We start from the raw sequence: 23,553 nt of genomic DNA, 5'->3' as shown, positions 1-23,553 counted from the left end.
TTTAATGAAGCGGAGGCAAGATTGATTTTCCGTCAGATCTTCGACCCGACGTCCTGTAGCTATACCTACCTCATCGGCAACCAATATGGCCGGGAGGCGATCCTGATCGATCCGGTCCGTGAACTGGTGCCGCAGTATCTGGCCCTGTTGAGCGAGTACAATCTGAAGCTGGTCCAGGCCGTAGACACCCATCTCCATGCCGATCACATCACCGGCCTCGGCGAACTGCGGCGGACCACCGGCTGTCTGACGGTGATGGGCGAGCAGAGCCGTTGCAAGCTGGTCGACGTCAGACTGCGCGACGGCGACCTGATAAAGCTTGGAGACTTGGTTTTGCGGGCGGTGCATACGCCGGGCCATACGCCGGACTCGCATTGCCTGGTGATGCGGGACCGGGTGTTCACCGGCGATACGCTGCTGATCGGCGCGACCGGTCGGACAGATTTTCAGGGCGGTGACGCCGCCGCCCAGTATGACTCGCTCTTCGAACGCCTCCTGATTATGCCGGATGAAACCCTGGTCTATCCGGGTCATGATTATAAGGGGCGCTGGGTCAGCAGCATCGGCGAGGAGAAGGCGCTCAACCCCCGCCTTCAAGCCGCTTCCAGCGACGAGTATGTGGAAATCATGGCGAACTTGAAGCTGGCGCCGCCGAAACTGATGGCAGAGGCCGTGCCATCCAATATCGCGCTTGGCATGCCTCCCGGCGGAGGGGAGAACTTGACGGCCAGAGACAGGGCGGCGCTGGTTCCCTTTTCGGGGCTTTAGCCTTCCGCGCTGGCTCCGGAGTCAGCGCCGAAGCAGAGGATGTTGCCGTCGGGGTCGGTTATCTCGAACTCGCGCATCCCGTAGCTCGTGTCTTCAAGCGCCCGGGTGATGGGCGTGCCCACTGCGGCGAAGAAAAGATGAAGCGCGTCGACATCCTTGGTGTGGAAGTAGGCAACCCAACCGCCGTCAGAAGGCTTTGGTGCGCCGTGCCAGCCGTCCACAAAGATGGTGGCCTTGTCCTTTTCGAAAATCCCGAAGCGCGGCGGATCGCCGCCTTCTTCGAGCAGCCGAAAGCCCAGGACATCGGTATAGAATGTGCGGGCGCGCTGGTAGTCGCCGGTTTTCAATACCGGTGTTGCCCGCAACAAAGCGCTGTTTTCTGAGTCTTTCATGATACCCGGCCTTACTGCTGCGGTGGGGCGGTGGGTGAAGATACATCGATCATAAGGCCGTCCGGGTCGAGGGTCAGGAAGCGTCGCTGCCCGTAAAACTCGTCGCGTGGCTTCTGTAGTATCTTGCAACCCTGCTCAAGCGCGCGCTGATAGACCGCATCGGCGTCCGGGACGACGAAAGTCAAATAGGCTCCAGCGGGCTTGCCGCGATGGCTCTCAGGGATCAGCTTACTGTTCCGTTCGATCAGCCCGAGCTCGAAGCTCTGGGCCGCCTGATCCGTCAGAATCACATACCAATCGCTCTCGAAATGCCGTTTCAGGTCGAGCAGGCCGGCGTAGAAATCGGCGCTTGCGCCAAGGTTTTCGACCATGATGTTGGTTAACAGACGATCGGCCATTGCGGCGGTTCCTTTGCGGCTTTGTATGGGGCGATGGCGGGGCTATGCTGATCCGCGTTGCGCCTGCCCTAATGGCGTAACAAGGGAGGTGAAATCATGCAACGGGCAATTCCCGGCTTTCGTCTTGTCTTTCTCGGCCTGCCCCTTATGGCGGTCTTGACCGCCTGCGCGGCCGATCCGCCGCCACGCCTGACCTATGCAGAGCGCGACTGCTACCGCACCCTTGCCGAGGTCGATTGCCATGCGCAGGCCCTGCCGGATGAAGAGAACCGCCGCGTCGGGTTTTATGACGAACCGGTAAAGGTTGAGCAGAGGAAGGCATGGCCGCTGAGCCTGTTCTACTAGCGGAACGGAAGATCACCACGGTCGAGATGCACACCGGTGGCGAGCCGGTGCGCATTGTCACGGCGGGATATCCGGCGCTTGCCGGCCACAGCCTTCTGGACAAACGCCGCGACGCGCTGACCCATCACGACGCGCTGCGCCGCCTCCTGATGTATGAGCCGCGCGGCCATGCGGACATGTATGGCGCGGTCATTGTCGAGCCTGACCATCCGGAGGCGGATTTCGCCGTCCTGTTCCTGCACAACGAAGGCTATTCCACCATGTGCGGCCATGCGGTCATCGCGCTCGGCCGCTGGGCTGTCGACAGCGGCCGGGTCCCGGCGCGGGAACCGGAAACCGTCGTCAACATCCAATGCCCCTGCGGCCTCGTGCGCGCCGTGGTGGCTGTGGAAAACGGCAGGGCAGGGGCAGTGCGCTTCCGCTCGGTGCCGGCTTTCGCCTTTGCCCGCCAGGCGATGGTAGCAACGCCGGACTGGGGCCCCGTGGAACTGGACATCGCTTATGGCGGAGCCTTCTATGCCGTGCTGGCAGCCGACGGCATTGGTCTGGAACTTGATGCGGGTTCGCTGCGGGCATTGAGAGACGCAGGGGAGGCGATTACCCGGGCAGCCGCGGCGCAGATTCCGCTCGAGCACCCCGATGATTCCGATCTCGGTTTTCTCTATGGCACCATCTTCACCGACGGCCGCGATGCCTTCGAGGAAGCGGCAAGCCGCAACGTCTGTGTCTTCGCCGGCCGCCAGGTCGACCGCAGCCCCACCGGCTCCGGCGTGACCGCCCGCATCGCCGTGCAGTGGACCCGCGGTGAGGTCGCTCTCGGCCAGCCCCGCGCTTTCGAGAGCATCACCGGCGCCGTCTTCACCGCCACAGCGGTGGAGGAAACGGCGGTCGGTCACCACCGCGCCGTCGTGGTCGAGGTTTCCGGCAAGGCCCACTACAGCGGCGAAGCCTGCTTCACACTTGAACCTGACGATCCCTTGGGCGAAGGGTTTCTCTTGTAGGGCGGTAGAAAAGAAGTCCCCGGCGACTGGCGCCGGGGAAGTTTCGTAACAGGGAGTGTCAGGCAAAATCGGTTGCGCCGAAGTGGGCTTCGATGGGGTGCATCGATGTTCGGCGCAGGGACACCCTGCCTGGGTCACCCGCGCATCACAAGCCGTACAGAAGAGGTAGCCCGATTAGCCCGCAGCGGCGAAAAAGAGTCGAAGCGGCCCGGTCCCTTCATGAGCGACAGGACTAAGAAATGTCGATGTTCACCTTGATGTCCAGCAAGTCCTGGAAGGAGTCGACACTGCTGCCGTCGAGCCCATCCAGGGTCAGGCTGCCGCCCTGTTCGAAGGTGATGACAATCGAATCCGCCGTGCCGCTGACCGTGTGACCGCCGGCATCCAGATCGGCGATGTTCGTATCGTTGTCGCCGTTGACGTCGAGCAGGTCGGTCAGCTCCAGGCGGTCGCCGCCGTTGCCGGTGTTGAAGTCGAGGATCAGGTCGTCGCCCTGGTTCTCGGCAAGCGAGAAAGAGAAAACGTCGCGGCCGTTGCCGCCCTCCATCACGTCGTTGCCAAGGCCGCCTTCCAGGGTGTCGCGGCCGTTGCCGCCAAGCAGGGTGTCCTGACCGTCACCACCCTCCAGGGTATCGCGCCCGCCGCCGCCGGACAGCAGGTCCCGGCCGTCGTCGCCCTCCAGGGTGTCGCGGCCATGGCCGCCGAGGAGGGTGTCATCACCGGCGCCGCCGATCAGAATGTCGTTGTTCCTGCCACCGTCCAGCAGATCGTCATCGGCACCGCCGACGAGGCTGTCGTTGTTGTTACCGCCGAGCAGGGTGTCGTCCCCTGCGCCGCCGAGCAGGGTGTCATGGCCCCGGTCGCCATCGACGAGGTCGGCAAGGCTGCCGCCGGTCACCAGATCGTTGCCTCTTCCGGCATCGAAAAGCGTGCCCTCGGCAAAGCCGGCTTCCAGCGCCTCGCGGGCGTTACCGGGTAAGACAACGGAGTCATTGCCTCTGCCGGCGTCGTATTGCGTGCCGTCCTGATAGCCGCCGACGTCGATGGCGTTCAGGTCGACGTTATCTGCAAACCTGCTGAAAAGTGCCTGATCCGCGCCGGGGCCGACCGGATTGACCGGAGGCACGAAAACCGCTGGCTGTCCCTGGGATGTCGGTCCCGGATCACCGCTGCGCAGGGCCAGGAAAGCTTCCTCGGTGGTCCGCGTTTCGTCGGACCCCTCCGCAGGTGGCGTGGGCGCGCCGGGGGTTGAAACACCCGCGTTGCCGTCGGCTGCGACATCTTCGACGCCGCCGCCGCCCGTGTTGCCGGTGAGGCTGAAAAGCAGGTTGCCGAAGTCACTCTGGTAGACCGAGGTTCCACCGCCGCCGGTCGAGGGGTTGCCGCCATTGCCCTCGGGGCCCGCAGCAGTCTCGAGGGGGGGCAGGGTCTGCAACTGCTGCAACAGATCGTCGCCGTCGATCGGCGTGCCGTCGGGAAGGACGATCTGAGGTGCGTCGCCGTTTTCTTCATCGAAGCTGCGCGGCGCAACCTGGCCGTCGTTGGGAAAGCGCAGAAGCAGATCGCCGTCGACCTGGGCAACCTGGATTGCCGTGGGCTCAAAGCGGAACTGCAGGTTGGCGCTGTCACCGACAAAGACGGCGATTTCTTCACCCGGCGGGGGCGGGTTGATCACGGTCGTGTCCTGCTTGCCCAGCGCTTCGCCCGACTCTTCAGGCTGGTTCGAAGGGATGCCGTCCTGGCTATTCTTCGTTGCCATCGTCTGCTCCTAAAATGCCGATCGGCCGCGCCCCGGCAAGGGACGCGGCTTCAGTGCGGACGAGTAATATAACAAACAAGCCTTAACGAGCCTTTAGGAATTATCGTAAACGCCGCCGATATTGCGACGGACCTTTATCATATTGATATCTATAAGAAATAACGATGCGATTTGACCGGAGTGCGCGAAGGATTGCCGTTTGAAGCAATACCGATGCAGCCTTTCTAGCGCCGGGCGCGCATGGCCTCGATCTGTGCCAGGACGCCGCGCCACCCAAGGCTGTTGCAGTAGCGGATGGCGCCTTCGACGCCGACTCTGTCGACCAGTTCGAGGGCGAGGTCGGCGAGATCGCGTTGGATGGTAACCGCGTCTTTGGCTGTGCCGGATGTGAGGGTCATGGTGTCCTAGCCTCCGTCTCGGGCACGGCATTATGTCCGTGCTCATCTGTTCCAATAACGGTCCGGCAGACCGCTTATTCCACCCTCTCTCGGGCATTATCTCTTAGTCGTGCCGGGCAAGGCCAAGGTTCAACGGAACTAACCCCAGAGAAACCGCGGGCTGCCTCCTCTGGCTTAGCCAAAAGAAGGCAGCTTCGCCCCAATGCAGTCCAACCGATATCACGGTGGATCTTAACAAGCGGCAAAAGGGCGGCTGTCTGTTTCGGTTACAACGCGAGATGTCGGTCCGCTGTTTCGACGACGGACTCGACAGTGCCGTCCGCATCGATGGTGGTCCAGGTCAGGCGGCCGAGGTCATAGTCCAACTGACGATCGACCACTTTGGCGGTGGCGTCGGAGGCGTCGTGACGCCGGCCCTCGACTCGTGATCGAAGATTCGCGGGACGGGCCTCGAGCCACAGGCCCGAGAAGGTGCACCCGCTCGCCCGGGCGACCCGCTCCAAGGCCGCCCGTTCTTCGGGTCTCGCGAAGACCGCGTCGACGATGACCGCGTGTCCGGCAGCGAGCACATTTGCCGCTTTTCGAAGCAGGTCGTCATAGACGGCTCGATTGGCTTTGGGGTTATAGGCTTCCGGCGGCAGGCGGGTTTCCTCGCCGACCCCGGCGAGCGCCTTGCGCAGGATGTCGCTGCGCAGGTGAACCGCACCGGGGGCGGCGCCCAGCCGCGGTGCGAGGTGGCTTGCGACGGTGGTCTTTCCGCTGCCCGAAAGGCCACCGACGGCGACCAGCCGGGGCGGTGGCGGGGTCAGGAAGGCCAGGGCTTCGCTGAAGTAGTTCTGAGCCTCGGCCCGCCTTTTGGTTTTCTGCGCGGGCTTCCCGGCCAGTTTCTCCAGGCTGGCGGCAACCTTGGCCCTGACGCAGGCGCGGGCAGAGAGAAAAAGCGGCAGCAGCGGCAGGGCGTCCAACGCCTCGCGATGCTGCAGGTAGCGGTTGAGCACCAGATTGGCAAAGGGACGCAGCCCGCGATGCTCCAGATCCATCAGCAAGAAGGCAAGGTCATAGAACACATCGATACAGGCGATCGCGTCATTGAACTCGATGGCGTCGAACAGCCTGGGATGGCCGTCGAGCAGGACCACGTTGCGCAGATGCAGATCGCCATGGCAAAGCCGGACCTGGCCGGCGGACGCCCGAGCATCGAGTAAGGACTTCCGCCCGGCCAGTTGCGCCAGTGAAAGTTCGGCCAGCCGCGCGACGTCCCCGGCCGGGAAGAGGTCGCGTCGGTCGGTCAGCTCTTCGATGTTTTCGCGCACAACCCAGTCGAAGGTCTCCGTGCCGGCCGGGTTTCCTGCTTCCGTCGCGCCGGGCGGCGGCGGTGCGGTGTCGTGAAACTCGGCCACGACTTCCGCCAACTCGACCATGGTCTCTCGGGTCAATTGCCTGCGGTCTGCCTGGTTGCTCAGCAGGTCTTCCTGGGGAAAGCGCTTCATGACCAGCACCCACTCCACCGTGGTGCCGCCTCCATCCAACGCCAGGCAACCGTCTTCGCCGCGGGTTACCGCTATGACCTTCAGGTAGAGCGAGGGCGCGGTGCGGGCATTCAGTGAAAGCTCCCGCGCGCAGGCCTGTTGCCGCTTCTCCAGGGTCGAAAAATCCATGTAGGGATAGCGCAGCGCGCGCTTGATCTTGTAGGCGAAATCGCCGGCCAGAAACACAATGGCCCCATGCGTATCGATACGGGCGACTTCCTGAACCTCTGTGCCGTAGGCCGATGGATCGCCAAGAAATCGCAGGACGGAATCCTGATCGGCGCCTTCGGGCGTGTCGCTCAAGCGTGGTTCCGAGATGCTCATCCGGTGTCGCAAACCATGGTGATTTCAGGTCTGCAGACAGCCTATCGGATGGACTGGCCGCCGCATTGAGATGGCTCAACGCGGCGGCATTGTTCGACAGGCCGGTTTGCCTGTCGGCACAGTAGGATCAGGCGTTGGCGGCCTGTTTCTGGGCGTCGTTCAGGTAGTCGAGCATGGTCACGGCGTCACTGACCGCGAAGGGGTCGCCTGTTGCCGCGCGATCTTCGACGAAGATCTTCTGTATCACCCCGTCGGCGACAAGCATGGAATACCGCCAGGACCGCTCGCCGAACCCCAGCTCGTCCTTGTCCACCAGCATGCCCATCGCACGGGTGAAATGCCCGCTGCCGTCGGGCAGCATCGTGACCTCCTCTTCAACGCCCTGGTCCTTGCCCCAGGCGTTCATGACGAAGGCATCGTTCACGGAGAGACAGATGATCTCGTCGACCCCCATGGTCTTCAGGTTTTTCGATAGCGCCATATAGCCCGGCAGGTGGGTCGAGGAGCAGGTCGGCGTGAAGGCCCCCGGCAGGGCGAAGAGGACGACGTTGCGGCCCTTGAAGTAGTCCTGGGATGTCCTTTCAAGCCACTCGCCGCCTTTGCGGAGTTTAAAGGTTGTCATCGGAACAGCATCGCCGACACCGCGCATCGCAAGAGATCCTTTCTGTTTGACCGGCTCCGAATGGCCGGGTTGATGAATTTGTCTGTGAAAGAGCCGGCAGGCACCTGGCCTGCCCCGGCCAGGCGTCAGTGCAGGGTGGGCGAAGCTGCTGCCTGGCGCTTTGCTGGGTCACGGTGTTCACCGAGGTCGACCACGATGTCGCTGGCCATATAGCGGACCCGATCACTTGTGGTCGGCGGGTGGGCGGCTGATTCCAATGCCGCGTAATCCCAATCACGAAGGGGCAGGATCTGCCCGTCCAGCATCAGCCCGCTTGCGAGCCCTCGCGCCGCATCCAGCGACAGTCGCAGTGCCGCCGGCGGTAACCAGGCGGCGAGTGCGGCCGTAGCGGGCTCCGGCATCTCGCGTTGCAGCCAGGCAACGCAGTCAAGCAGCCGGGCTTCATCGGGGGAAAGACCGGGGCATTTGCGGCAGCGCACATCGATGGACCGCAGGGCCGAGAGAGTCGTGTTGTGCAGAATGGTATGCAGGCTGAGGGCCGGGTCTGCGGCGCCGGATCGCCCGAAAAGCCCGCGCAGAGAGCCTAGAGGGTCCTCATCGCTCTTGAAGGCGTCGACCCAAAGGCGCAGTCCACTCACGAGGTGCCGCTCGGAAGCGGTCAGACCCTGCCAGTCCTTGGCCCCGGCAATTTCACTTTGCCGGCCGAGGGGCTGGGGCCGCGTCGGGTCGTGCGGGATGAACTGTCCCGCTTCGGCCATGATCTCCGCAAGCTGCCGCGCAGCGCTGGCGAAGCGGCGCTGCTCACTGCGCTGGACCAGCCATTCGCTCAGGCGCTGTGCCAGGGCGGTCTCGCCGTGTTGAAAGGCCGAGAGGGCCGCCAGCACCGCTTCTTCGCGCGCGGTCACCCGGTCGTCGTTGATGGCGGCTGTGGCTTGGGGCAGGCGGCCCGCCCAGCTCAGGCTGCGGGTCAGGCTCGCCAGCGCGGCCAGGCTTTCCTCCAGGCGCGCGAGGCCAAGGGCGCGGGAGAATTCCGGCGCTATGCGCGCCTCTCTGTGCTTGTCCGCACAATGACCCGAACCCTTGACTGCGCTGTTCCCCGGTGCCGTGGCGGCGAGAGAGTGCCTGAGCGCCCAGACGATGATGATTTCGGGAAAGGCGAGATTCGCGACAACGCGTGGCTTTCGGGCGGCCTTGGCGCGCAAAGCATGAGAAGTGAGCATGGAACCGTCCGGTCGGGCTGTCTCAGGGCCGAGTTGATGCGAATGAAAATGACTCGCAATTGCAATATGGTCAAGGCAGGAATTGGGCGGTCCCGAAATTGTTCTGATCCGAGCGAGTCCGGCCAAGTCTCGCTCCGCTTGGTGCCGGAAGAATCCCGACAGCGATGCGGCGGGTCTTCAGTTGCCGCTGAAGTTGGCTTTTCGCTTGTCGAGGAAGGCGCGGATGCCTTCCTGGCCGTCGGCGCTGGCGCCCATCTCGGCGATGAAGCGGGTTTCCCGTTCCATCTGGGTTTCCAGGCTTTCGGTGGCGGCGGTCTGCAGCAGACGCTTCACCCCGCCGAAAGCGCGGGTCGGCCCCTGGGCCAGTTCGGCGGCGAGGGCGCCGGCCTCTTCGGTGACCTGCGCCGCCGGCACCACCTTGTTCACCAGGCCCCAGTCGAGCGCCTCCTGGGCCGACAGCACCCGGTTCGTGAGATAAAGCTCCATCGCCCGGCGTTGCCCCAGAATGCGGCTGAGGAAATAGGTTGAACTGCCGTCCGGCGTCAGCCCGATCTGGGTATAGGCCGAGGTGAAGGTTGCGCTCTCCGCGGCGACCACCAGATCGCAGAAGGCAACGGCGCTGAGCCCGGCGCCGGCGGCAACGCCGTTGACCGCGCCGATCAGCGGTGCGCGCATCCAGGCAAAGCGGGAGACGGCGGCATGAAGATAGGTCGTCATCTCCTTCACCAGCAGGTCGATCTCGTCGAGCCTCTTGCCGAATTCGGAGACGTCGCCCCCGGCGCAGAACGCCTGGTCGCCGGCACCGGTCAGCACCGCGGCCCTTACGGCCGTGTCGCTGGAACAGCGCATGGCAACGTCGCAGAGCTCGCGGACCATCACCGGGTTCAAGGCATTGAAGCGGTCCGGCCGGTTGAAGGTGATCCAGGCGACGCCGTCGCGCAGATCGTAGTCGAGAGTCTCATACGTCATGGAGGTGCTCCTGCCCCTTGCGGTTTGCCCGGCGCCGATTGAGCCTTACGGCCCTGCATCCTGGCAACAGCTTGTTTTTTGGTTCAGCGATGGCGTGTCCATGCGCTCAGCGCACCACCGCTCTTTTCTCCGGTGCTCTTGTTTCGTGGCGGATCGAGGCGTAGTTGCCGGAGAAGATGATCGCCGCGCCGATCAGGGTCATGGCCTCGAAGGCCTCGGCATAGAGCAGATAGCCGAAGAGGGCGACCAGCGGCAGGCGCAAAAACTCCATCGGCATGATGAAGGTGGCATCGGCGCCGGCCAGGGCGCGGGTGAGACAGTAGTGCGCGGTCAGGCCGGTGATCGAGAGCAGCAGCAGCCAGGGGGCCTGATCCCAGGTCAGGGGTGCCCAGACGAAGGTCGAGGCGACCGCGCCGAAGAGGGTCTGTATCACCACCATGAAAAAGACGATCGCCAAAGCGGTCTCGCGCCGGGTGAGCCACTTGGTGGTGGCACCGGTTGCGCCGAAGAAAAAGGCGCAGGCCAGCATGATGAGGATGCCGTCGCTGACTTCGACCAGGCCGGGGCGGACGATGACCAAGACGCCGACGAAGCCGAGAGCGAAAGCGATCCAACGCCCGCGATTCATCTTCTCGCCGAGGAACAGCACGGCAAGAAGCCCGCCCCAGAGCGGCGACGTGAATTCCAGTGCAGAGACGGTGGCCAACGGCAGCACGGCGATGCCGAAGATCCACAGGACCTGCCCGGTGAAGTGGATCACGTTGCGCAGGCCGTGACCGGCCAGGTGAGTCAGGCGGATCTGGCCCCAGCCCTGACGCTGTAGAAAGGGCAGCAGAATCACGATGCCGATGGCGCTGCGGATAAACAGCATCTGAAAGGCATGCAGGTCGGCGGTCAGCTCGCGCACCGATACGGTCATCGCCGCGAAGGACAGCAGCGCGCCCATCATCCAGGCGATGGCCTTCACGGTGGGGGAGGCAACGGGCATGAAAGAGAATCCGAAACAACAAGGGATGGCCGACGGGGGCGCAGCTTGCCACGGCGGTTCACGGCCTGCCAGCGCCGCGGTGGCTGCCGCAGTTCCGCGGTCCGCTACATTGGCCGGATCGCGCTAGGCGCTGTCGGTCTTGCGTCAGTCTTTGTGTTTGCCCTCTCCCTTTCCGTTCCCGTCGCTGCCCCGGGCCAGCCGCCCCAGGATCATCGAGGTGCGGGGCAGGTAACGATAGGGTGCGCGCGGTTCGGCGCCGGCGCGCCGGGTCATGCGGAAGAGGGTGAAAGCGACCAGCAGGAGGTGCACGCCCGCCATGAAGACGAACATGGCGTTGGCCCCGGCCAGGGCGATCAGCCAGGCGGAAATCGCCGGGCTGACGATGGCGCCGAGTGAGAAAAAGAAGATGAGCGCGGCGCTCAGTTCCACCATGAAGTCTGGATCGGCAAAGTCGTTCGCATAGGCCGCGGAGACCGAGTAGATGGGAAAGGCCGTGGTGCCGAAGACAAAGGCGGCGAGATAGATCATCGCCGCGTTGCCGGGTTCGACCAGATAGCCGATGCCCAGGCAAGTGATGGCGGCGACGATCGACAGCATCAACAGCACCATGCGCCGGTCGGTCTTGTCGGCGATCCAGCCGATCGGATACTGCGCGGCGATGCCGCCGAGCATGCCCGAGGCCAGAAAGATGGCGATCTGTCCTTGGCCGAGTTCGTTTTCCACGCCGTAGACCGGGCCGACCATGCGGAAGCCCGCACTGGTCACGCCGGCAACCACCACGCCCATGATCGCTGTCGGCGACAGCAGCAGGGCCTTGATTGGGTGCAGCCGCGGGGCATCCGGCGTCTTGGGCGCGGCGCGCTGGGTCAGCGCCAGAGGCAGCAGGCAGATGCAGCAGAACGTGGCGACGATGTTATAGGCCGCATAGCTTGCGGGCTCGAGAATGGCGATCAGGCCCTGGGCGCTGACCGCGCCGATCAGGTCGACGACGCGGAACAGCCCATAGACCCGGCCGCGGTTCTGGTTTTCGGTCTTGGCCTGCAGCCAGGACTCAATCACCGTGTAAGCGGCCGCGATGGCCAGACCAGTGAGCACGCGCAGAAATGCCCAGTAGACAGGGCCTTCGAGCACCGGGTGCAGCAGCGCGCCGATGGCACCGATCGCCGCCGCCGCCGCGAAGGTCCGGGAATGGCCGATATCGCCGACCAGACGCGGTGTGATGTAGCAGCCCAGGAAAAAGCCGAAGAAGTGCGCCGAGCCGAGCAGGCCGATCTCCTCGGTGGTGAAGCCGAGCACCGACCCGGAGAGCGCATCCAGCGGGCCCAGCGAGCCCGAACCCAGTTGCACCAGGAAGATCGACAGAAAGAGTGCGGCGAAGGACAGCAGGGTGGTCATGGGAAAGTGGCTGCCTTGTCGAGCGGTTGCGTCGGGGCCGGGCGGGCTGTGTCTGCTTTCTCCCATAGCACCCCCAGCCGACGGCAGGGATGCTCAATACGGTCGGCAGCCAGACTTTCGCTGCAAGGCTTGATGATGGTGCGGCGATGAGCGCCTAATGGGGATGATGCCGGCCTGGGCCCCGATGCCGAGTCCAAAACGCCCTGGATAGTACATTTGTAGCCAATTATAGGATTAAGTGCCTGCAACTATAGCTTATGCTTAATACCCTTTTTGTCCCTTGCCGGAAGGCGTTCCGGGCGCGTAATGAATCTGAGGTTGAGAGAAATTTGCGTGCCAAAATCCGTCATTGCTGTGGAATATCAGCGGCGTTGCAGTGCAACCTTAGGGAGTCAGTTGCATTTGAGTGCAGGATAGGTCTCGCTGCTTCGTTTAGTTGGCCGGTCTCCCTGCTCTCCGCTTCTTAGCGGTCCCCTTTGCTGGGGAGTGGATGGCGGTGTGGATTTCATCCGGGTTTCGCAAACCCTGGGGTCTCTCAAGCCTGGGGAGCAGGCAGCTCATTACGGCGGCAAGCTTCCCGAAGACCGAGCGGCGGAGCGTGGCGGCATCTTCGACGGGGCCGGCAAGAACTCTGCTTGAAAGCAAATCACAAGGGAGCATCAGACCATGAACGGGAAATTGGCAATTGCAATGTCATCGCTTGGGCTGCTTGTCCTGGCTGCATGCAGCGGCACGGGGTTGGAGCAGGCTGAAAACGTTTCGCCGCAAGGCACGGCTTACGACCGCGAACTCTATGACGGCTATTTGACGCTCGCGCGAAACGAATATGAGGAAGGCGACTACGGGGATTCCGACCGCTTCGCGTCGCGCGCCATCGATGCCGCTGCCGGCGGCGGCGTGGAGCCCGAAGCGATCGAGGCGCGCAGGCTGCCTGCCGACAAGACCGCCGAGTTGGCTTCCGCCCGTCAGCGCCTTGTCGCCGCTCAAGCTGCGGGCTCTGCCGCGCGTAAGCCGCAGGAGACGGTCGACGCCCAGATCGCTTTCGACTGCTGGATGCAGGAGCAGGAGGAGAACCGTCAGCCGGGTGATATCGCCGGTTGCCGCGAGGAGTTTTTGACGGCGCTGGCCAGCATCGAGGAGCAGCCGACCGTCGCCGCCGCACCGCCGCCGCCGACACCGGAGCCGCTGCCGGGGCCTTACACGGTTCTTTTCGAATTCGATAAGTCCGATTTGACGGTGGATGCGCGCACGGCCTTGGCCGACGTGGTAGAGGCGGCGCAGAAAGCGGGCTACCAGACGATCAATGTCAGCGGCTACACCGACCTGATGGGCAGCGATCTCTACAACGAAGTTCTCTCGGAGCAGCGCGCCAACGAGGTGATCAACTTCCTGGTCGAAAGCGGTATCGAGAAAGAGAAGATCGTCGGGGCCGGCTACGGCAAGGCCGATCCCGTGGTCGCCGTGCAGGAGCCGGAGATCCGCAACCGCCGCGTCGAGATCAAGCTCGAACGCTAGGGCGCTGCGCCAAAAAGCGCGGTTGGCAAAAAGGGAAAAATGGTGCCGCCGGGGTGAATTGAACACCCGACCCCACCCTTACCAAGGGTGTGCTCTACCCCTGAGCTACGGCGGCACTGGAGGGCATCTGCCTGATGCGGGCGGAACATGCCACCGGTAAGGCGTGATGGCAAGCGCTTCCGCAGCGATTTCCAGAAGCGGTTTGTCCCACCGCGGTAGCGGCGAAAAGGGATAGCGGATCAGCCTTTAAGGCCCGCTTAAGGGCCCGTTTCCGGCTGTCTGCGGGGGTCGGGGGGCCTTCGGACGGCCTTGACCTTGCCACAATCGGGCGGCAGTCTCGCGCCATGCCACCGGAAAGCAAGAAAGCCGACGCCAGAGTCCCTGGGACCCAGGGAGGAACGGAAGGGCGTGAGCAGCGCCTGGCTGCGGCTTTGCGCGATAATCTGAGGAAGCGCAAGGCCCAGCAACGTGGACGCTCGGCGGCTGAAGAGGCCGAGGATTCCGGCGAAGGCGGGGGCCGGGACTGAGGTGATTTTGGGGTCTGTGTGGCTCAGCGGAGCCTTAGCCGCGACTTTCTTGTGGATTTGCGGCCTTTCCAGTAGAAACGCGCCATTCCCGGGCAGCACCGGCCCGGGGCGCCCGGAGGCCTACATCTTTGCCCGATTTCCGGGCCCGAACGGGCTTTTGACCTTTAATAGCGGGGGAGCGTGACGGCCATGGCCATCATGCCGGACAGTTGGATTCGCGAAATGGCCGAGACCGAGGGCATGATTGAGCCCTACGTCGAGGCGCAGCGCCGTGACGGCGTGATTTCCTATGGTGTCAGTTCCTATGGCTACGACGCCCGGGTGGCCAGCGAGTTCAAGATTTTCACCAACGTCGACAACGCGCTGGTGGACCCCAAGAACTTCTCGGACCAGAGCTTTGTCGAGCGCGACACCGAGGTCTGCATCATCCCGCCGAACTCTTTTGTGCTGGCGCGGACGGTTGAATACTTTCGTATTCCGCGCGACGTTCTGGTGATTTGCCTCGGCAAGTCGACCTATGCGCGCTGCGGGATCATCGTCAACGTGACGCCGCTGGAGCCGGAGTGGGAAGGCCATGTGACGCTGGAGTTCTCCAACACCACGCCGCTGCCTGCCAAGGTCTACGCCAATGAAGGCGCCTGCCAGTTTCTGTTCCTGAAGGGGGCTTCGGCGCCGGATGTCTCCTACGCCGACCGGGCGGGCAAGTACATGGGCCAGCGCGGCGTTACGCTGCCGCGGCTTTAGCATCGATATTGGGATTTTCGCCGGCCGCCTGGCGCCGGCTGTGAGGTGAAGTGAGCATGGACCAGATCGTTATCCGGGGCGGCAAGCCGTTGAAGGGCGAGATCAGGATCAGCGGGGCGAAGAATGCCGCGCTGCCGCTGATGGCCGCCAGCCTGCTGACCGAGGAAACGCTGGCGCTTTCCAACGTGCCGCATCTGGCCGACATCGCCACCATGGCCCGTCTGCTGGCCCAGCACGGCGTCAATCTGCATATGAACGGCGGGGTGAAGAACGGCAGCAACGGCGGGGTCCTTGACCTGCAGGCGGCTGAAATCACCTCGGTAGTGGCGCCCTACGATCTGGTGCGCAAGATGCGCGCCTCGGTGCTGGTCCTGGGGCCGATCCTGGCGCGCGAAGGACGGGCTCAGGTTTCCCTGCCCGGCGGCTGCGCCATCGGCACCCGCCCGGTGGATCTGCACCTCAACGGTCTGGAACGGCTCGGGGCCGAAATCGAGCTGAAGGAAGGCTACATCTATGCCTCGGCGCCCAAAGGGCTCGTCGGCGCTTCGGTGGTCTTTCCCAAGGTCTCGGTGGGGGCGACGGAGAACCTGCTGATGGCGGCCTGCCTCGCCAAGGGTGAGACCCAGTTGGTGAATGCCGCCCGCGAGCCGGAGGTCATCGACCTCGGCGACTGCCTGATCAAGATGGGCGCGGAGATCGAGGGGCTGGGCAGCGACCGTATCACCGTGCGCGGGGTCGACAGGCTGCATGGCGCCAGCCACAGCGTGGTCGCCGACCGCATCGAGACCGGCACCTATGCCATGGCGGCGGCAATCACCGACGGCGAACTGGATCTGATCGGCGGCCGCGCCGACCACCTGTCTGCGGTGATCAAGGTTCTGACCGAGGCCGGGATCGTGGTGCAGGAAACCAACCGCGGCCTCAAGGTGCAGCGGGCCAACGGGCGGGTGCAGGGCGTCGATGTGATGACGGAGCCCTATCCCGGTTTTCCCACCGACCTGCAGGCCCAGACCATGGCCCTTATGTCCACGGCCGAAGGGGCCTCCATGATCACCGAATCAATCTTCGAGAACCGCTTTATGCACGTGCCGGAACTCAGCCGCATGGGTGCCAGCGTCAATGTGCATGGGGCCTCCGCCCTGGTGCGCGGGCAGGAAACGCTGACCGGCGCGGAGGTTATGGCGACCGATCTGCGCGCCTCGGTCTCCTTGGTCCTCGCCGGCCTGGCCGCGGAGGGGGAGACCGTGCTGAACCGGGTCTATCACCTGGACCGCGGCTACGAGTGTCTGGAACAGAAGCTGGCTGCCTGCGGCGCCGACATTGCGCGCCGCCAGGCGCCGCGCTAGGGATGGAAGGGACGGAGACGCCGCAATGTCAGAAACCGCGCCGCTGAAACTTCGGGCCCTGGATCCGGAGGACATGGACGTCATCGCGGCCCTGTTGCAGGACGCCCTGGTGCCCCTGGCCGATATGGCTTTTCTGGCCAAGGAAAAGCGCTTCGTCATGGTTGCCAACCGTTTTCAATGGCCGAAGGATCAGGCGGCGGAAACCCCTGCACCGTCCCAGCCGGTGGAGATGCCCGAAGGCGAAGATGCCGCCTTCGACGACAGCGACAATCCGCCGCCTTTTGAGCGGGTCAACAGCGGGATTTGCTTCGACAAGGTGGAGCGTGTGCGTTTCCGAGGCATGTCGCCGGCGGACAAGGACGAGATTCTGAGCCTGCTGACCATCACCTCGGAGCCCCGGTCGATCACCCTGTTGTTCTCCGGGGACGCGGCGGTGCGCCTGGAGATCGCCTCGGTGCACTGCCATCTGGAAGACCTCGGCCGGCCCTGGCCGACCCGCTGGCGTCCCGATCATGATGGCGCCCACGACGGTGCCTCAGATTCCCCCGGGGATGGCGATAAGGCCGAGGCGCAGTCGGAAAGCAGCAGCAACTAGCCGGGCTGGCCGCCTGATCCGTCCGATTTGCAGCCCCGGCTGCGGAAAAAAGGCGGTGGCAATTCCAGGCAAAAATAGCCATACCAGGGCGGCTGGAGCGGCCGCTTCCACCGCTTCCAGCGATATCCGCCGGCCTTGGAAGGTCCGGCCTTTATTGACGAAAACCAGTGGAGCCTGAGCGTGACCTCGAACGAAGCCCTGATCCTGGCGGTGCCCAAGGGCCGTATCCTGAAGGAACTGACGCCTCTGATGACCCGGGTGGGGATCGAGCCGGAGGCGGCTTTTGCCGACGATAATGCCCGCCAGCTGCGCTTTTCGACCAACCTGCCGGGCCTGGACATCATCCGCGTCCGCTCCTTCGACGTGGCCACCTTCGTCGCTTTCGGTGCCGCCCACCTGGGGGTTGCGGGCAACGACATCCTGATGGAGTTCGACTACCCGGAGCTCTATGCGCCGGTCGACCTGGATATCGGTCATTGCCGCCTGTCGGTCGCCGCTCCGCGGCATCTGGCGGAAAGCGACGACCCCAGCCGCTGGAGCCATATCCGGGTCGCGACCAAGTATCCGGAAATCACCCGGCGGCACTTCGCCGCGCGCGGCGTGCAGGCGGAGTGCATCAAGCTGAACGGCGCCATGGAACTGGCGCCCGGTCTGGGGCTCTGCCGCCGCATTGTCGATCTGGTTTCCACCGGTTCGACCCTGCGGGCCAACGACCTGGTGGAGATGGAAACCATTGCCGAGGTGACCTCGCGCCTGGTCGTCAACCGTGCCGCCTTCAAGACCCGCTCGGAGGAACTCTCCGACCTGGTCGAGCGCTTCCGCGAGGTCGCCGATGCCGCTTAGGCTGAACAGCAGCGACAGGGATTTCGAAACCGCCTTCGCCGCCCTGCTGGGCAGCAAGCGTGAGACCGACGAGGACGTCGATGCCGCCGTCGCCGAAATCCTGACGGCGGTTCGCCGGGAGGGCGATGCGGCGGTGCTGCGCTATACGGCGCGCTTTGATCGTCTTGAACTGAGCGCGGAGACGCTGCGGTTCTCCGAAGCCGAGCTGGCGGAAGCCGCGGGCCGATGCGACCCGGAAACGCTGGCGGCTCTGGAACTGGCGGCCGAGCGCATTGCCGACTATCACCGCCGCCAGAAACCCGAAGATCTCGACTACCGCGATGCGGCCGGGGTGCGGCTGGGGCATCGCTGGACCGCGGTTCAGGCCGCCGGCCTCTATGTTCCCGGCGGTACCGCCGCCTATCCTTCCTCGGTGCTGATGAACGCGCTGCCGGCCAAGGTTGCCGGGGTTGAGCGCCTGGTGATGACCGTGCCGACCCCCGACGGCGTGGTGAACCCGCTGGTCCTGGCGGCGGCGCGTCTGGCCGGGGTGACCGAGGTCTATCGCATCGGCGGCGCCCAGGCGGTTGCCGCCCTGGCCTACGGCACCGCGACCATCGCCCCCGTCGACAAGATCGTCGGTCCCGGCAACGCCTATGTGGCTGCCGCCAAACGCCGGGTCTTCGGGACCGTCGGTATCGACATGATTGCCGGTCCGTCGGAAATTCTGGTGGTGGCCGATGGCGACAACCGCCCCGACCTGATCGCCGCCGATCTGCTGTCCCAGGCCGAACACGATACCGCCGCGCAGTCGATCCTGATGACCGACGATGCGGACTTTGCCGATGCCGTCGTCGCGGCGGTCGAGTCTCAGCTCGCGGAACTGCCGCGCGGCACCATCGCCGCAGAGAGCTGGCGCTGCCACGGCGCGGTGATCACGCTTGTGTCGATGGAGGAGGCGCCGGCCCTGACCGACCGCATCGCGCCTGAGCATCTGGAACTGGCGGTGACCGACCCCGATGCCCTGGCAAGACGGATCCGCAATGCCGGCGCCATCTTCCTTGGGCGCTATACGCCGGAGGCTGTCGGCGACTATCTGGCGGGCCCCAATCACGTCCTGCCGACGGCCCGCTCGGCGCGCTTTTCCTCCGGGCTCTCGGTGCTCGACTTCATGAAGCGTTCCTCGCTGATCGCCTGCGACGCCGAATCTCTTCAGACCATCGGCCCGGCCGCCGTGCGTCTGGCGGAGGCTGAGGGCCTCGATGCCCATGCAAAGTCGGTGGCGCTGCGTCTTGCCGCCAACCCAGAACCTGCCTGATCCGGCGATAGACCAGGGGGCAGAGCGGGCATGGCTGAAGAGAGCGGGGGCGAAGCGGCGGACAAGGCGCCGGGACCGAGCCAGAAGCTGACCGACATCACCCTGGACGATTCCTCTGTCGTGCGCCGCAGCCCGGAAGTGGAACACGAGCGCGCCGTCGCGATCTATGATCTGCTGGAGGAGAATTCGTTCTTTCCGGTCGGCGACTTTTCCGGCCCCTATCACCTTCATCTGTCGATTGCGGAGAACCGGTTGCTCTGGGACATCCGCACGGAACAGCAGGATAGTCTCGGGGTGGTGACCCTGCCGTTGACGCCCTTTCGCCGGGTGATCAAGGATTACTTCACCGTCTGCGAGACCTACTACGACGCGATCAAGACGGCGAGCCCGGCCAAGATCGAGTCCATCGACATGGGGCGGCGCGGTTTGCACAACGACGGCTCCGAGCTGTTGCGCGAGCGCCTTGAGGGCAAGATCGAGATCGACTTTCAGACGGCGCGGCGGCTCTTCACGCTGATCTGCGTCCTGCATATCCGCGGTTAGGCCCGCATGGCCGATCTGCCCGAGGCCGTTCTCTTCGCCTGCAGCCACAATTCCGTGCGCTCGCCGATGGGCGAGGCCCTGTTGAAACACCTGCTGGGCCATCGGATCTATGTCGATTCCGTCGGCGTGCGCCCGCAGGATGTCGACGGCTTTGTGGTCGAGGTGATGGACGAGCTCGGGATCGATCTCTCGAAACACCGCTCCAAATCCTTCGACGATCTAGAGGACACCTCTTACGACCTGATCATTTCCCTCTCGCCGGAGGCGCAGCACAAGGCGGTCGACCTGACCCGCACCATGGCCTGCGACGTGGAGTTCTGGAACACCTTCGATCCCAGCCTGATCGAGGGCAGCCGCGAAACCCGGCTGCAGGCTTTTCGCGCGGTTCGCGACCAACTGCGCAAGCGGATCGAGGAGCGCTTCACCCTGGACCTGAAGCCGGATCGTTAGAAACCCACCGATCTCCGGGCTTTTTGCCGTGTTTTCCGGGGCTGATCGGGGCGTTTGTTCTTCGCCGGGCTTTTATGTATGATCCGCCGCGTTTTCCCGGGGTGAGAGGCCGGGATCAGGAGATGATCGGGGCCGGGGCGCTATCCGCTTCGGCAGAACTTTCAAGATCGAAGGACTGATGGCCAAGGAAGACCTCCTAGAGTTCCAGGGTACCGTGGTTGAGCTGCTGCCCAACGCGATGTTCCGCGTCAAGTTGGACAACGACCACGAAGTGCTGGCCCACACGGCCGGCAAGATGCGCAAGCACCGCATCCGCGTTCTAGCGGGAGACCGCGTGAACGTGGAAATGACGCCCTATGACCTGACCAAGGGCCGCATCACTTTCCGCTACAAGTAAGACGGCGGGCCGCAGCATGGCCGTCGCCCAGGGCAAGGCAACCGCTTCGGCTGATGCCGCAGAGCCTGCGAAGGCGGCATTGCTTGTGCTGGCCTCGGCCTCGCCGCGCCGTCTGCAACTGCTGCAGCAGATCGGCATGACACCGGCGGACATCGATCCCGCCGATATTGACGAAACACCGAAGAAGGGCGAACTGCCCGCGCGCTATGCCAAGCGAATCGCAGCGGAGAAAGCCGCTGCCGTGGCCGGGCGCCATGGCGGCGACTTCATCCTGGCGGCGGATACCGTGGTCGCGGTCGGGCGGCGTATTCTGCCGAAGCCGGAAAACGAAGACGCGGCAAGAGCCTGCCTTTCCTTGTTGTCCGGGCGGCGCCACCGGGTGCTGGGCGCCGTCGTCGCCCGCGCCCCGGACGGGCGCTGCGCCGAGACGCTGGTGACCACGGCGGTGACCTTCAAGCGGCTTTCCCGGGCTGAGATCGACGGCTACCTGGCGAGCGGCGAGTGGCGCGGCAAGGCCGGCGGCTATGCCATCCAGGGCCTTGCGGCCGCATTCATCCCGCGGATCATCGGCTCCTACCCCAATGTGGTCGGCCTGCCCCTGGTGGAGACCCGCAATCTGCTGACCGGCCTGGGTTACAGGGCCTGATCGGGCATGCCGGGCAAGCTGATCGTCTCCGCCCTGCCCGGTGAGGTGCGGGCGGCGGTTCTGACCGGCGACCGGCTGACCGATCTTCTGGTGCTGCGGGACGACGGGCCGCCCCAGGCGGGTGATCTTTTCCTGGCGCGGCTGCTGCGTTTCGAAAAAGGGCTTGACGGTGCCTTCGTCGAACTGGGTCTGGAACGGCCCGGGCTGCTGCCTCGGCAGGAGATGACCGGACCGTTGCCCGCCGAAGGTACCACGCTGCCGGTGAAGGTGCTGCGGGCGCCGGGCGGCGACAAGGGCGCCCGGGTCTCCGCCAAGCTCAGCCCTGAGGAGGCCGAACGTCTGACCGGCCGTAAGGCCCCGGCGCGTTTGCCGGCCGAGAACGGCCCCTTGCTCACTTTGCTGAGAGCCGCCGCGCCGGAAACGGTGGTCACCGATGACGTGGCCCTGATGAACCGCTTGAAGGCGCAGACCGCGGTTGGCAACTACGATTTCACGCTGCACAGCGACCCGGCGCCGCTGTTCGAGGTCTGGGAGATCGAAACCCAGGTGGAGGCGCTGCTGCAGCCGCTTGTCGAAACGCCCGGTGGTGCCTCTCTGCTGATCGAGCCGGTGCAGACCTTGACCGCCATCGACGTCAACGCCGGGCGGCACGACGGGCGCGGCGGTGCCGCCGTACAGGCGCGGGAAGTGAATCTCTCCCTGGTGCCGGAGATAGCGCGACAGCTGCGCCTGAGGGCCATTTCCGGGCTCATCGCCATCGACTTCCTGGCGTTGCGCAAGCCGGAAGACCGCAAGGCGGTGGCGGGGGCGTTGCGCAAGGCCGTCGCCGGAGATCCCGAGCCCTGCCAGGTCTTCGGCCTTTCACCCTCTGGCCTCCTGGAAATGACCCGCCGCCGCGGACGCCTGCCGCTGCACGAGGTGCTTTGCCGGCCCTGCGGCCTCGGCGGCAGGGGCTGGGAAAAAACACCGGTGACCCTGGCTTACGAGGCGCTGCGCCGGGCCGCGGCAGCCAGAAGCAGCGGCGCTACCAAGATCGGCCTCAGGGCCGCACCGCCGGTGGCGGCGGCGCTGCAAGGCGCACAGGCGGCGGCTTTGGAAGCGGTCGCTGAGCGTCTCGGTGCGCCGCTCGCGGTGGTTGCCGACCCCTTGGTGGAAAGCTACGACCTCGTGCTAGGCTAACATCGAGAGGCGTTGGGAGGGAGGCCGCCTATGGAAGAGGACAACAGCGACAGCGACGCGCGCGTCGTGCCCCTGCCGCGCAAAGGAAAAGGGCTGCGGCGCTGCCCGATCTGCTCGACGCCGGCGGTGCATCGCTACCAGCCCTTCTGCTCGAAGCGCTGCGCCGATATCGACCTGGGGCGCTGGTTGAAAGGCAACTACAGCATTCCGACCGAGGAAGCGCCGGCGGGCGAAGGCGCCCCTGACCCGGACGAAGGCGAGTTTTAGATCATGGCCGCGTCGACCCCCCGCCGGATGCTTGCGGTCGTGATCTCGGTCGTGGCGCTGCTGGGGATCGCGCTGATCACGCCGCCGGGCCCGAGGGCCGCGGACTTCGAACCCGGGGTTCTGAATTCGGTGGTTTCGGTGCTGCCGCTCTGGCCCGGCTACGGCCAGGGCCGCCAACTGCCGCCGGGCGCGGCGCCGGAGGGCACGGCGGTGGCCATCGCCGAGGGCGGCTATCTGGTGACCGCCCATCACGTCGTTGCCCGGGCCACATCGATCAAAGTCAGGCTGCCGGACGGGCGCGAGGTGGCGGCGGAACTGGCGGGCGTCGACCGGCCCAGCGACCTGGCGCTGCTGAAGATCGCCGTCGACCTGCCGCTGCTGCCCTACGCGCCGGAGCCGGCGCTGGCCGACCCGGTCTGTGCCGTGGGCAATCAGTTCGGGCTCGATCTCTCGGTCACCTGCGGCGTGGTCTCCGCCGTGCACCGCGCGGGCACCGGCTTCAACCCGATCGAGGATTTCATTCAGACCGATGCGGTGGTGAACCCCGGGGCTTCCGGCGGGGCGCTGGTCGACCCCCAGGGCCGGCTGGTGGGCCTGCTCTCGGCGATCTTCACCAAGGAAAGCGATGCCAACATCGGCGTCAACTTCGCCGTCTCCGCCGGGCTGGTGCAGCGTGTGGTGGAGGACCTGCTGGCCTACGGCGAGGTGCGGCGCGGCAGGCCGGGCTTCGGCATGGCGCCGCTGGAGCCGGAGGAGCGGGGCCGCTGGTCGGGCCTGCGGCTCTGGGGCGTACAGCCTGGCGGCGCCGGAGCGGCGGCGGGCCTGAAAGTCGGCGACCTGATCACCGCCGTGGACGGCCGCCCGGTGCGCAAGGTGGCGGAGGCGACCAGCGCCATCCAGTTGAAACGCCCGGGCGAGGTGGTGGAAATCACGGTTTTGCGCGACGAACAGCCGCTTACCCTGCGTCTGACGCTGGCGCCCTGAAAAGCCGCCGGATTCTTTCGGCTCGGGGCGAGTTTCGGGCGGGTTTGGGGCTGGACAGGGCCGGGCCCAGGGCCTATAAGCCTGCGTCGCTGTCTTGCAGCGTTCGGAGGAG

26 protein-coding genes and 1 tRNA gene are annotated in these 23,553 nt (G+C 65.0%); 16 read left to right on the top strand and 11 right to left on the bottom strand.

Annotated features, from left to right (window positions below):
- Positions 1-21 precede the first annotated feature (21 nt).
- The gene (locus tag ACP146_RS16600) at positions 22-768 is read left to right on the top strand and encodes an MBL fold metallo-hydrolase (RefSeq protein ID WP_422367862.1); all 747 of its coding nucleotides are present in this window, start codon (positions 22-24) and stop codon (positions 766-768) included.
- Here ACP146_RS16600 and ACP146_RS16595 read toward each other — a convergent pair.
- Both ACP146_RS16595 and ACP146_RS16590 read right to left on the bottom strand, forming a co-directional pair.
- A complete protein-coding gene (locus tag ACP146_RS16595; RefSeq protein ID WP_422367861.1) occupies positions 765-1,160 on the bottom strand; it encodes a VOC family protein in 396 nt (131 codons plus the stop codon). The genes ACP146_RS16600 and ACP146_RS16595 overlap by 4 nt on opposite strands.
- An 11-nt stretch (positions 1,161-1,171) precedes the next feature.
- Positions 1,172-1,558, bottom strand: a complete 387-nt coding sequence (locus ACP146_RS16590; RefSeq protein ID WP_422367860.1) for a VOC family protein — start codon at positions 1,556-1,558, stop codon at positions 1,172-1,174.
- A gap of 96 nt (positions 1,559-1,654) precedes the next feature.
- Here ACP146_RS16590 and ACP146_RS16585 point away from each other — a divergent pair, with 96 nt between their 5' ends.
- Both ACP146_RS16585 and ACP146_RS16580 read left to right on the top strand, forming a co-directional pair.
- On the top strand, positions 1,655-1,903 hold the full coding sequence (locus ACP146_RS16585; RefSeq protein ID WP_422367859.1) for a hypothetical protein: 249 nt from the start codon (positions 1,655-1,657) through the stop codon (positions 1,901-1,903).
- On the top strand, positions 1,879-2,904 hold the full coding sequence (locus ACP146_RS16580) for a proline racemase family protein (protein WP_422367858.1): 1,026 nt from the start codon (positions 1,879-1,881) through the stop codon (positions 2,902-2,904). The genes ACP146_RS16585 and ACP146_RS16580 overlap by 25 nt, the downstream gene beginning before the upstream one ends.
- A 232-nt stretch (positions 2,905-3,136) precedes the next feature.
- On the opposite strand, the gene ACP146_RS16575 is transcribed toward ACP146_RS16580, so the two are convergent.
- From ACP146_RS16575 to ACP146_RS16540, 8 genes are all read right to left on the bottom strand, one after another.
- Positions 3,137-4,663, bottom strand: a complete 1,527-nt coding sequence (locus ACP146_RS16575) for a calcium-binding protein (protein WP_425032876.1) — start codon at positions 4,661-4,663, stop codon at positions 3,137-3,139.
- 224 nt (positions 4,664-4,887) lie between these two features.
- Positions 4,888-5,061 carry a hypothetical protein gene (locus ACP146_RS16570; RefSeq protein WP_422367855.1) on the bottom strand — a complete coding sequence of 58 codons (174 nt, stop codon included), beginning with the start codon at positions 5,059-5,061 and terminating at the stop codon, positions 4,888-4,890.
- Positions 5,062-5,327: 266 nt separating this feature from the next.
- Positions 5,328-6,893 carry an AAA family ATPase gene (locus ACP146_RS16565; protein WP_422367854.1) on the bottom strand — a complete coding sequence of 522 codons (1,566 nt, stop codon included), beginning with the start codon at positions 6,891-6,893 and terminating at the stop codon, positions 5,328-5,330.
- Positions 6,894-7,041: 148 nt separating this feature from the next.
- Positions 7,042-7,563 carry a peroxiredoxin gene (locus tag ACP146_RS16560; protein WP_422367853.1) on the bottom strand — a complete coding sequence of 174 codons (522 nt, stop codon included), beginning with the start codon at positions 7,561-7,563 and terminating at the stop codon, positions 7,042-7,044.
- 98 nt (positions 7,564-7,661) lie between these two features.
- The gene (locus tag ACP146_RS16555; RefSeq protein ID WP_422367852.1) at positions 7,662-8,756 is read right to left on the bottom strand and encodes a hypothetical protein; all 1,095 of its coding nucleotides are present in this window, start codon (positions 8,754-8,756) and stop codon (positions 7,662-7,664) included.
- A 177-nt stretch (positions 8,757-8,933) separates the two neighbouring features.
- Complete coding sequence (locus ACP146_RS16550) at positions 8,934-9,725, bottom strand: enoyl-CoA hydratase/isomerase family protein (protein ID WP_422367851.1); 792 nt, start codon at positions 9,723-9,725, stop codon at positions 8,934-8,936.
- 106 nt (positions 9,726-9,831) lie between these two features.
- Positions 9,832-10,713 (bottom strand): DMT family transporter, encoded by an 882-nt coding sequence (locus ACP146_RS16545; protein ID WP_422367850.1) that lies wholly within the window; start codon positions 10,711-10,713, stop codon positions 9,832-9,834.
- 144 nt (positions 10,714-10,857) lie between these two features.
- Positions 10,858-12,108 (bottom strand): MFS transporter, encoded by a 1,251-nt coding sequence (locus ACP146_RS16540; protein WP_422367849.1) that lies wholly within the window; start codon positions 12,106-12,108, stop codon positions 10,858-10,860.
- A gap of 690 nt (positions 12,109-12,798) precedes the next feature.
- Between ACP146_RS16540 and ACP146_RS16535 the strand changes: the two genes are divergently transcribed.
- The gene (locus ACP146_RS16535; RefSeq protein WP_422367848.1) at positions 12,799-13,623 is read left to right on the top strand and encodes an OmpA family protein; all 825 of its coding nucleotides are present in this window, start codon (positions 12,799-12,801) and stop codon (positions 13,621-13,623) included.
- 40 nt (positions 13,624-13,663) lie between these two features.
- On the opposite strand, the gene ACP146_RS16530 is transcribed toward ACP146_RS16535, so the two are convergent.
- Positions 13,664-13,738: transfer RNA gene (locus tag ACP146_RS16530), tRNA-Thr, on the bottom strand.
- 601 nt (positions 13,739-14,339) lie between these two features.
- On the opposite strand from ACP146_RS16530, the gene dcd reads away from it, so the two are divergent.
- The 12 genes from dcd (at position 14,340) to ACP146_RS16470 (ending at position 23,441) form a co-directional block, all read left to right on the top strand.
- On the top strand, positions 14,340-14,894 hold the full coding sequence (dcd, locus tag ACP146_RS16525; RefSeq protein ID WP_422367847.1) for a dCTP deaminase: 555 nt from the start codon (positions 14,340-14,342) through the stop codon (positions 14,892-14,894).
- Positions 14,895-14,950: 56 nt separating this feature from the next.
- Positions 14,951-16,240: a UDP-N-acetylglucosamine 1-carboxyvinyltransferase gene (gene murA / locus ACP146_RS16520; RefSeq protein ID WP_422367846.1), complete on the top strand. Its 1,290-nt coding sequence runs from the start codon at positions 14,951-14,953 to the stop codon at positions 16,238-16,240.
- A gap of 25 nt (positions 16,241-16,265) precedes the next feature.
- Positions 16,266-16,835, top strand: coding sequence for a DUF2948 family protein (locus ACP146_RS16515; RefSeq protein WP_422367845.1), 570 nt, complete (start codon positions 16,266-16,268; stop codon positions 16,833-16,835).
- 180 nt (positions 16,836-17,015) lie between these two features.
- Positions 17,016-17,678, top strand: a complete 663-nt coding sequence (gene hisG, locus ACP146_RS16510) for an ATP phosphoribosyltransferase (protein WP_422367844.1) — start codon at positions 17,016-17,018, stop codon at positions 17,676-17,678.
- Positions 17,668-18,975: a histidinol dehydrogenase gene (gene hisD / locus ACP146_RS16505; protein WP_422367843.1), complete on the top strand. Its 1,308-nt coding sequence runs from the start codon at positions 17,668-17,670 to the stop codon at positions 18,973-18,975. The genes hisG and hisD overlap by 11 nt, the downstream gene beginning before the upstream one ends.
- A 30-nt stretch (positions 18,976-19,005) precedes the next feature.
- The gene (locus ACP146_RS16500) at positions 19,006-19,518 is read left to right on the top strand and encodes a UPF0262 family protein (protein WP_422367842.1); all 513 of its coding nucleotides are present in this window, start codon (positions 19,006-19,008) and stop codon (positions 19,516-19,518) included.
- Between the two features lie 6 nt (positions 19,519-19,524).
- Positions 19,525-19,968: an arsenate reductase ArsC gene (locus tag ACP146_RS16495; protein WP_422367841.1), complete on the top strand. Its 444-nt coding sequence runs from the start codon at positions 19,525-19,527 to the stop codon at positions 19,966-19,968.
- Positions 19,969-20,146: 178 nt separating this feature from the next.
- Positions 20,147-20,365: a translation initiation factor IF-1 gene (infA, locus tag ACP146_RS16490; RefSeq protein ID WP_193370093.1), complete on the top strand. Its 219-nt coding sequence runs from the start codon at positions 20,147-20,149 to the stop codon at positions 20,363-20,365.
- A gap of 16 nt (positions 20,366-20,381) precedes the next feature.
- The gene (locus tag ACP146_RS16485) at positions 20,382-21,011 is read left to right on the top strand and encodes a Maf family protein (protein WP_422367840.1); all 630 of its coding nucleotides are present in this window, start codon (positions 20,382-20,384) and stop codon (positions 21,009-21,011) included.
- A 6-nt stretch (positions 21,012-21,017) separates the two neighbouring features.
- Positions 21,018-22,190 carry a ribonuclease E/G gene (locus ACP146_RS16480; protein ID WP_422367839.1) on the top strand — a complete coding sequence of 391 codons (1,173 nt, stop codon included), beginning with the start codon at positions 21,018-21,020 and terminating at the stop codon, positions 22,188-22,190.
- A gap of 30 nt (positions 22,191-22,220) precedes the next feature.
- The gene (locus ACP146_RS16475) at positions 22,221-22,457 is read left to right on the top strand and encodes a DNA gyrase inhibitor YacG (RefSeq protein WP_422367838.1); all 237 of its coding nucleotides are present in this window, start codon (positions 22,221-22,223) and stop codon (positions 22,455-22,457) included.
- Between the two features lie 3 nt (positions 22,458-22,460).
- Positions 22,461-23,441 (top strand): S1C family serine protease, encoded by a 981-nt coding sequence (locus ACP146_RS16470; RefSeq protein WP_422367837.1) that lies wholly within the window; start codon positions 22,461-22,463, stop codon positions 23,439-23,441.
- Positions 23,442-23,553 lie beyond the last annotated feature (112 nt).

Origin of the sequence: Pelagibius sp. (assembly GCF_965249265.1) — a bacterium.
Classification (GTDB): domain Bacteria; phylum Pseudomonadota; class Alphaproteobacteria; order Kiloniellales; family Kiloniellaceae; genus Pelagibius.
Note: the sequence above shows the minus strand (reverse complement) of the source record. Positions and strands in the feature narration are given on the sequence as shown.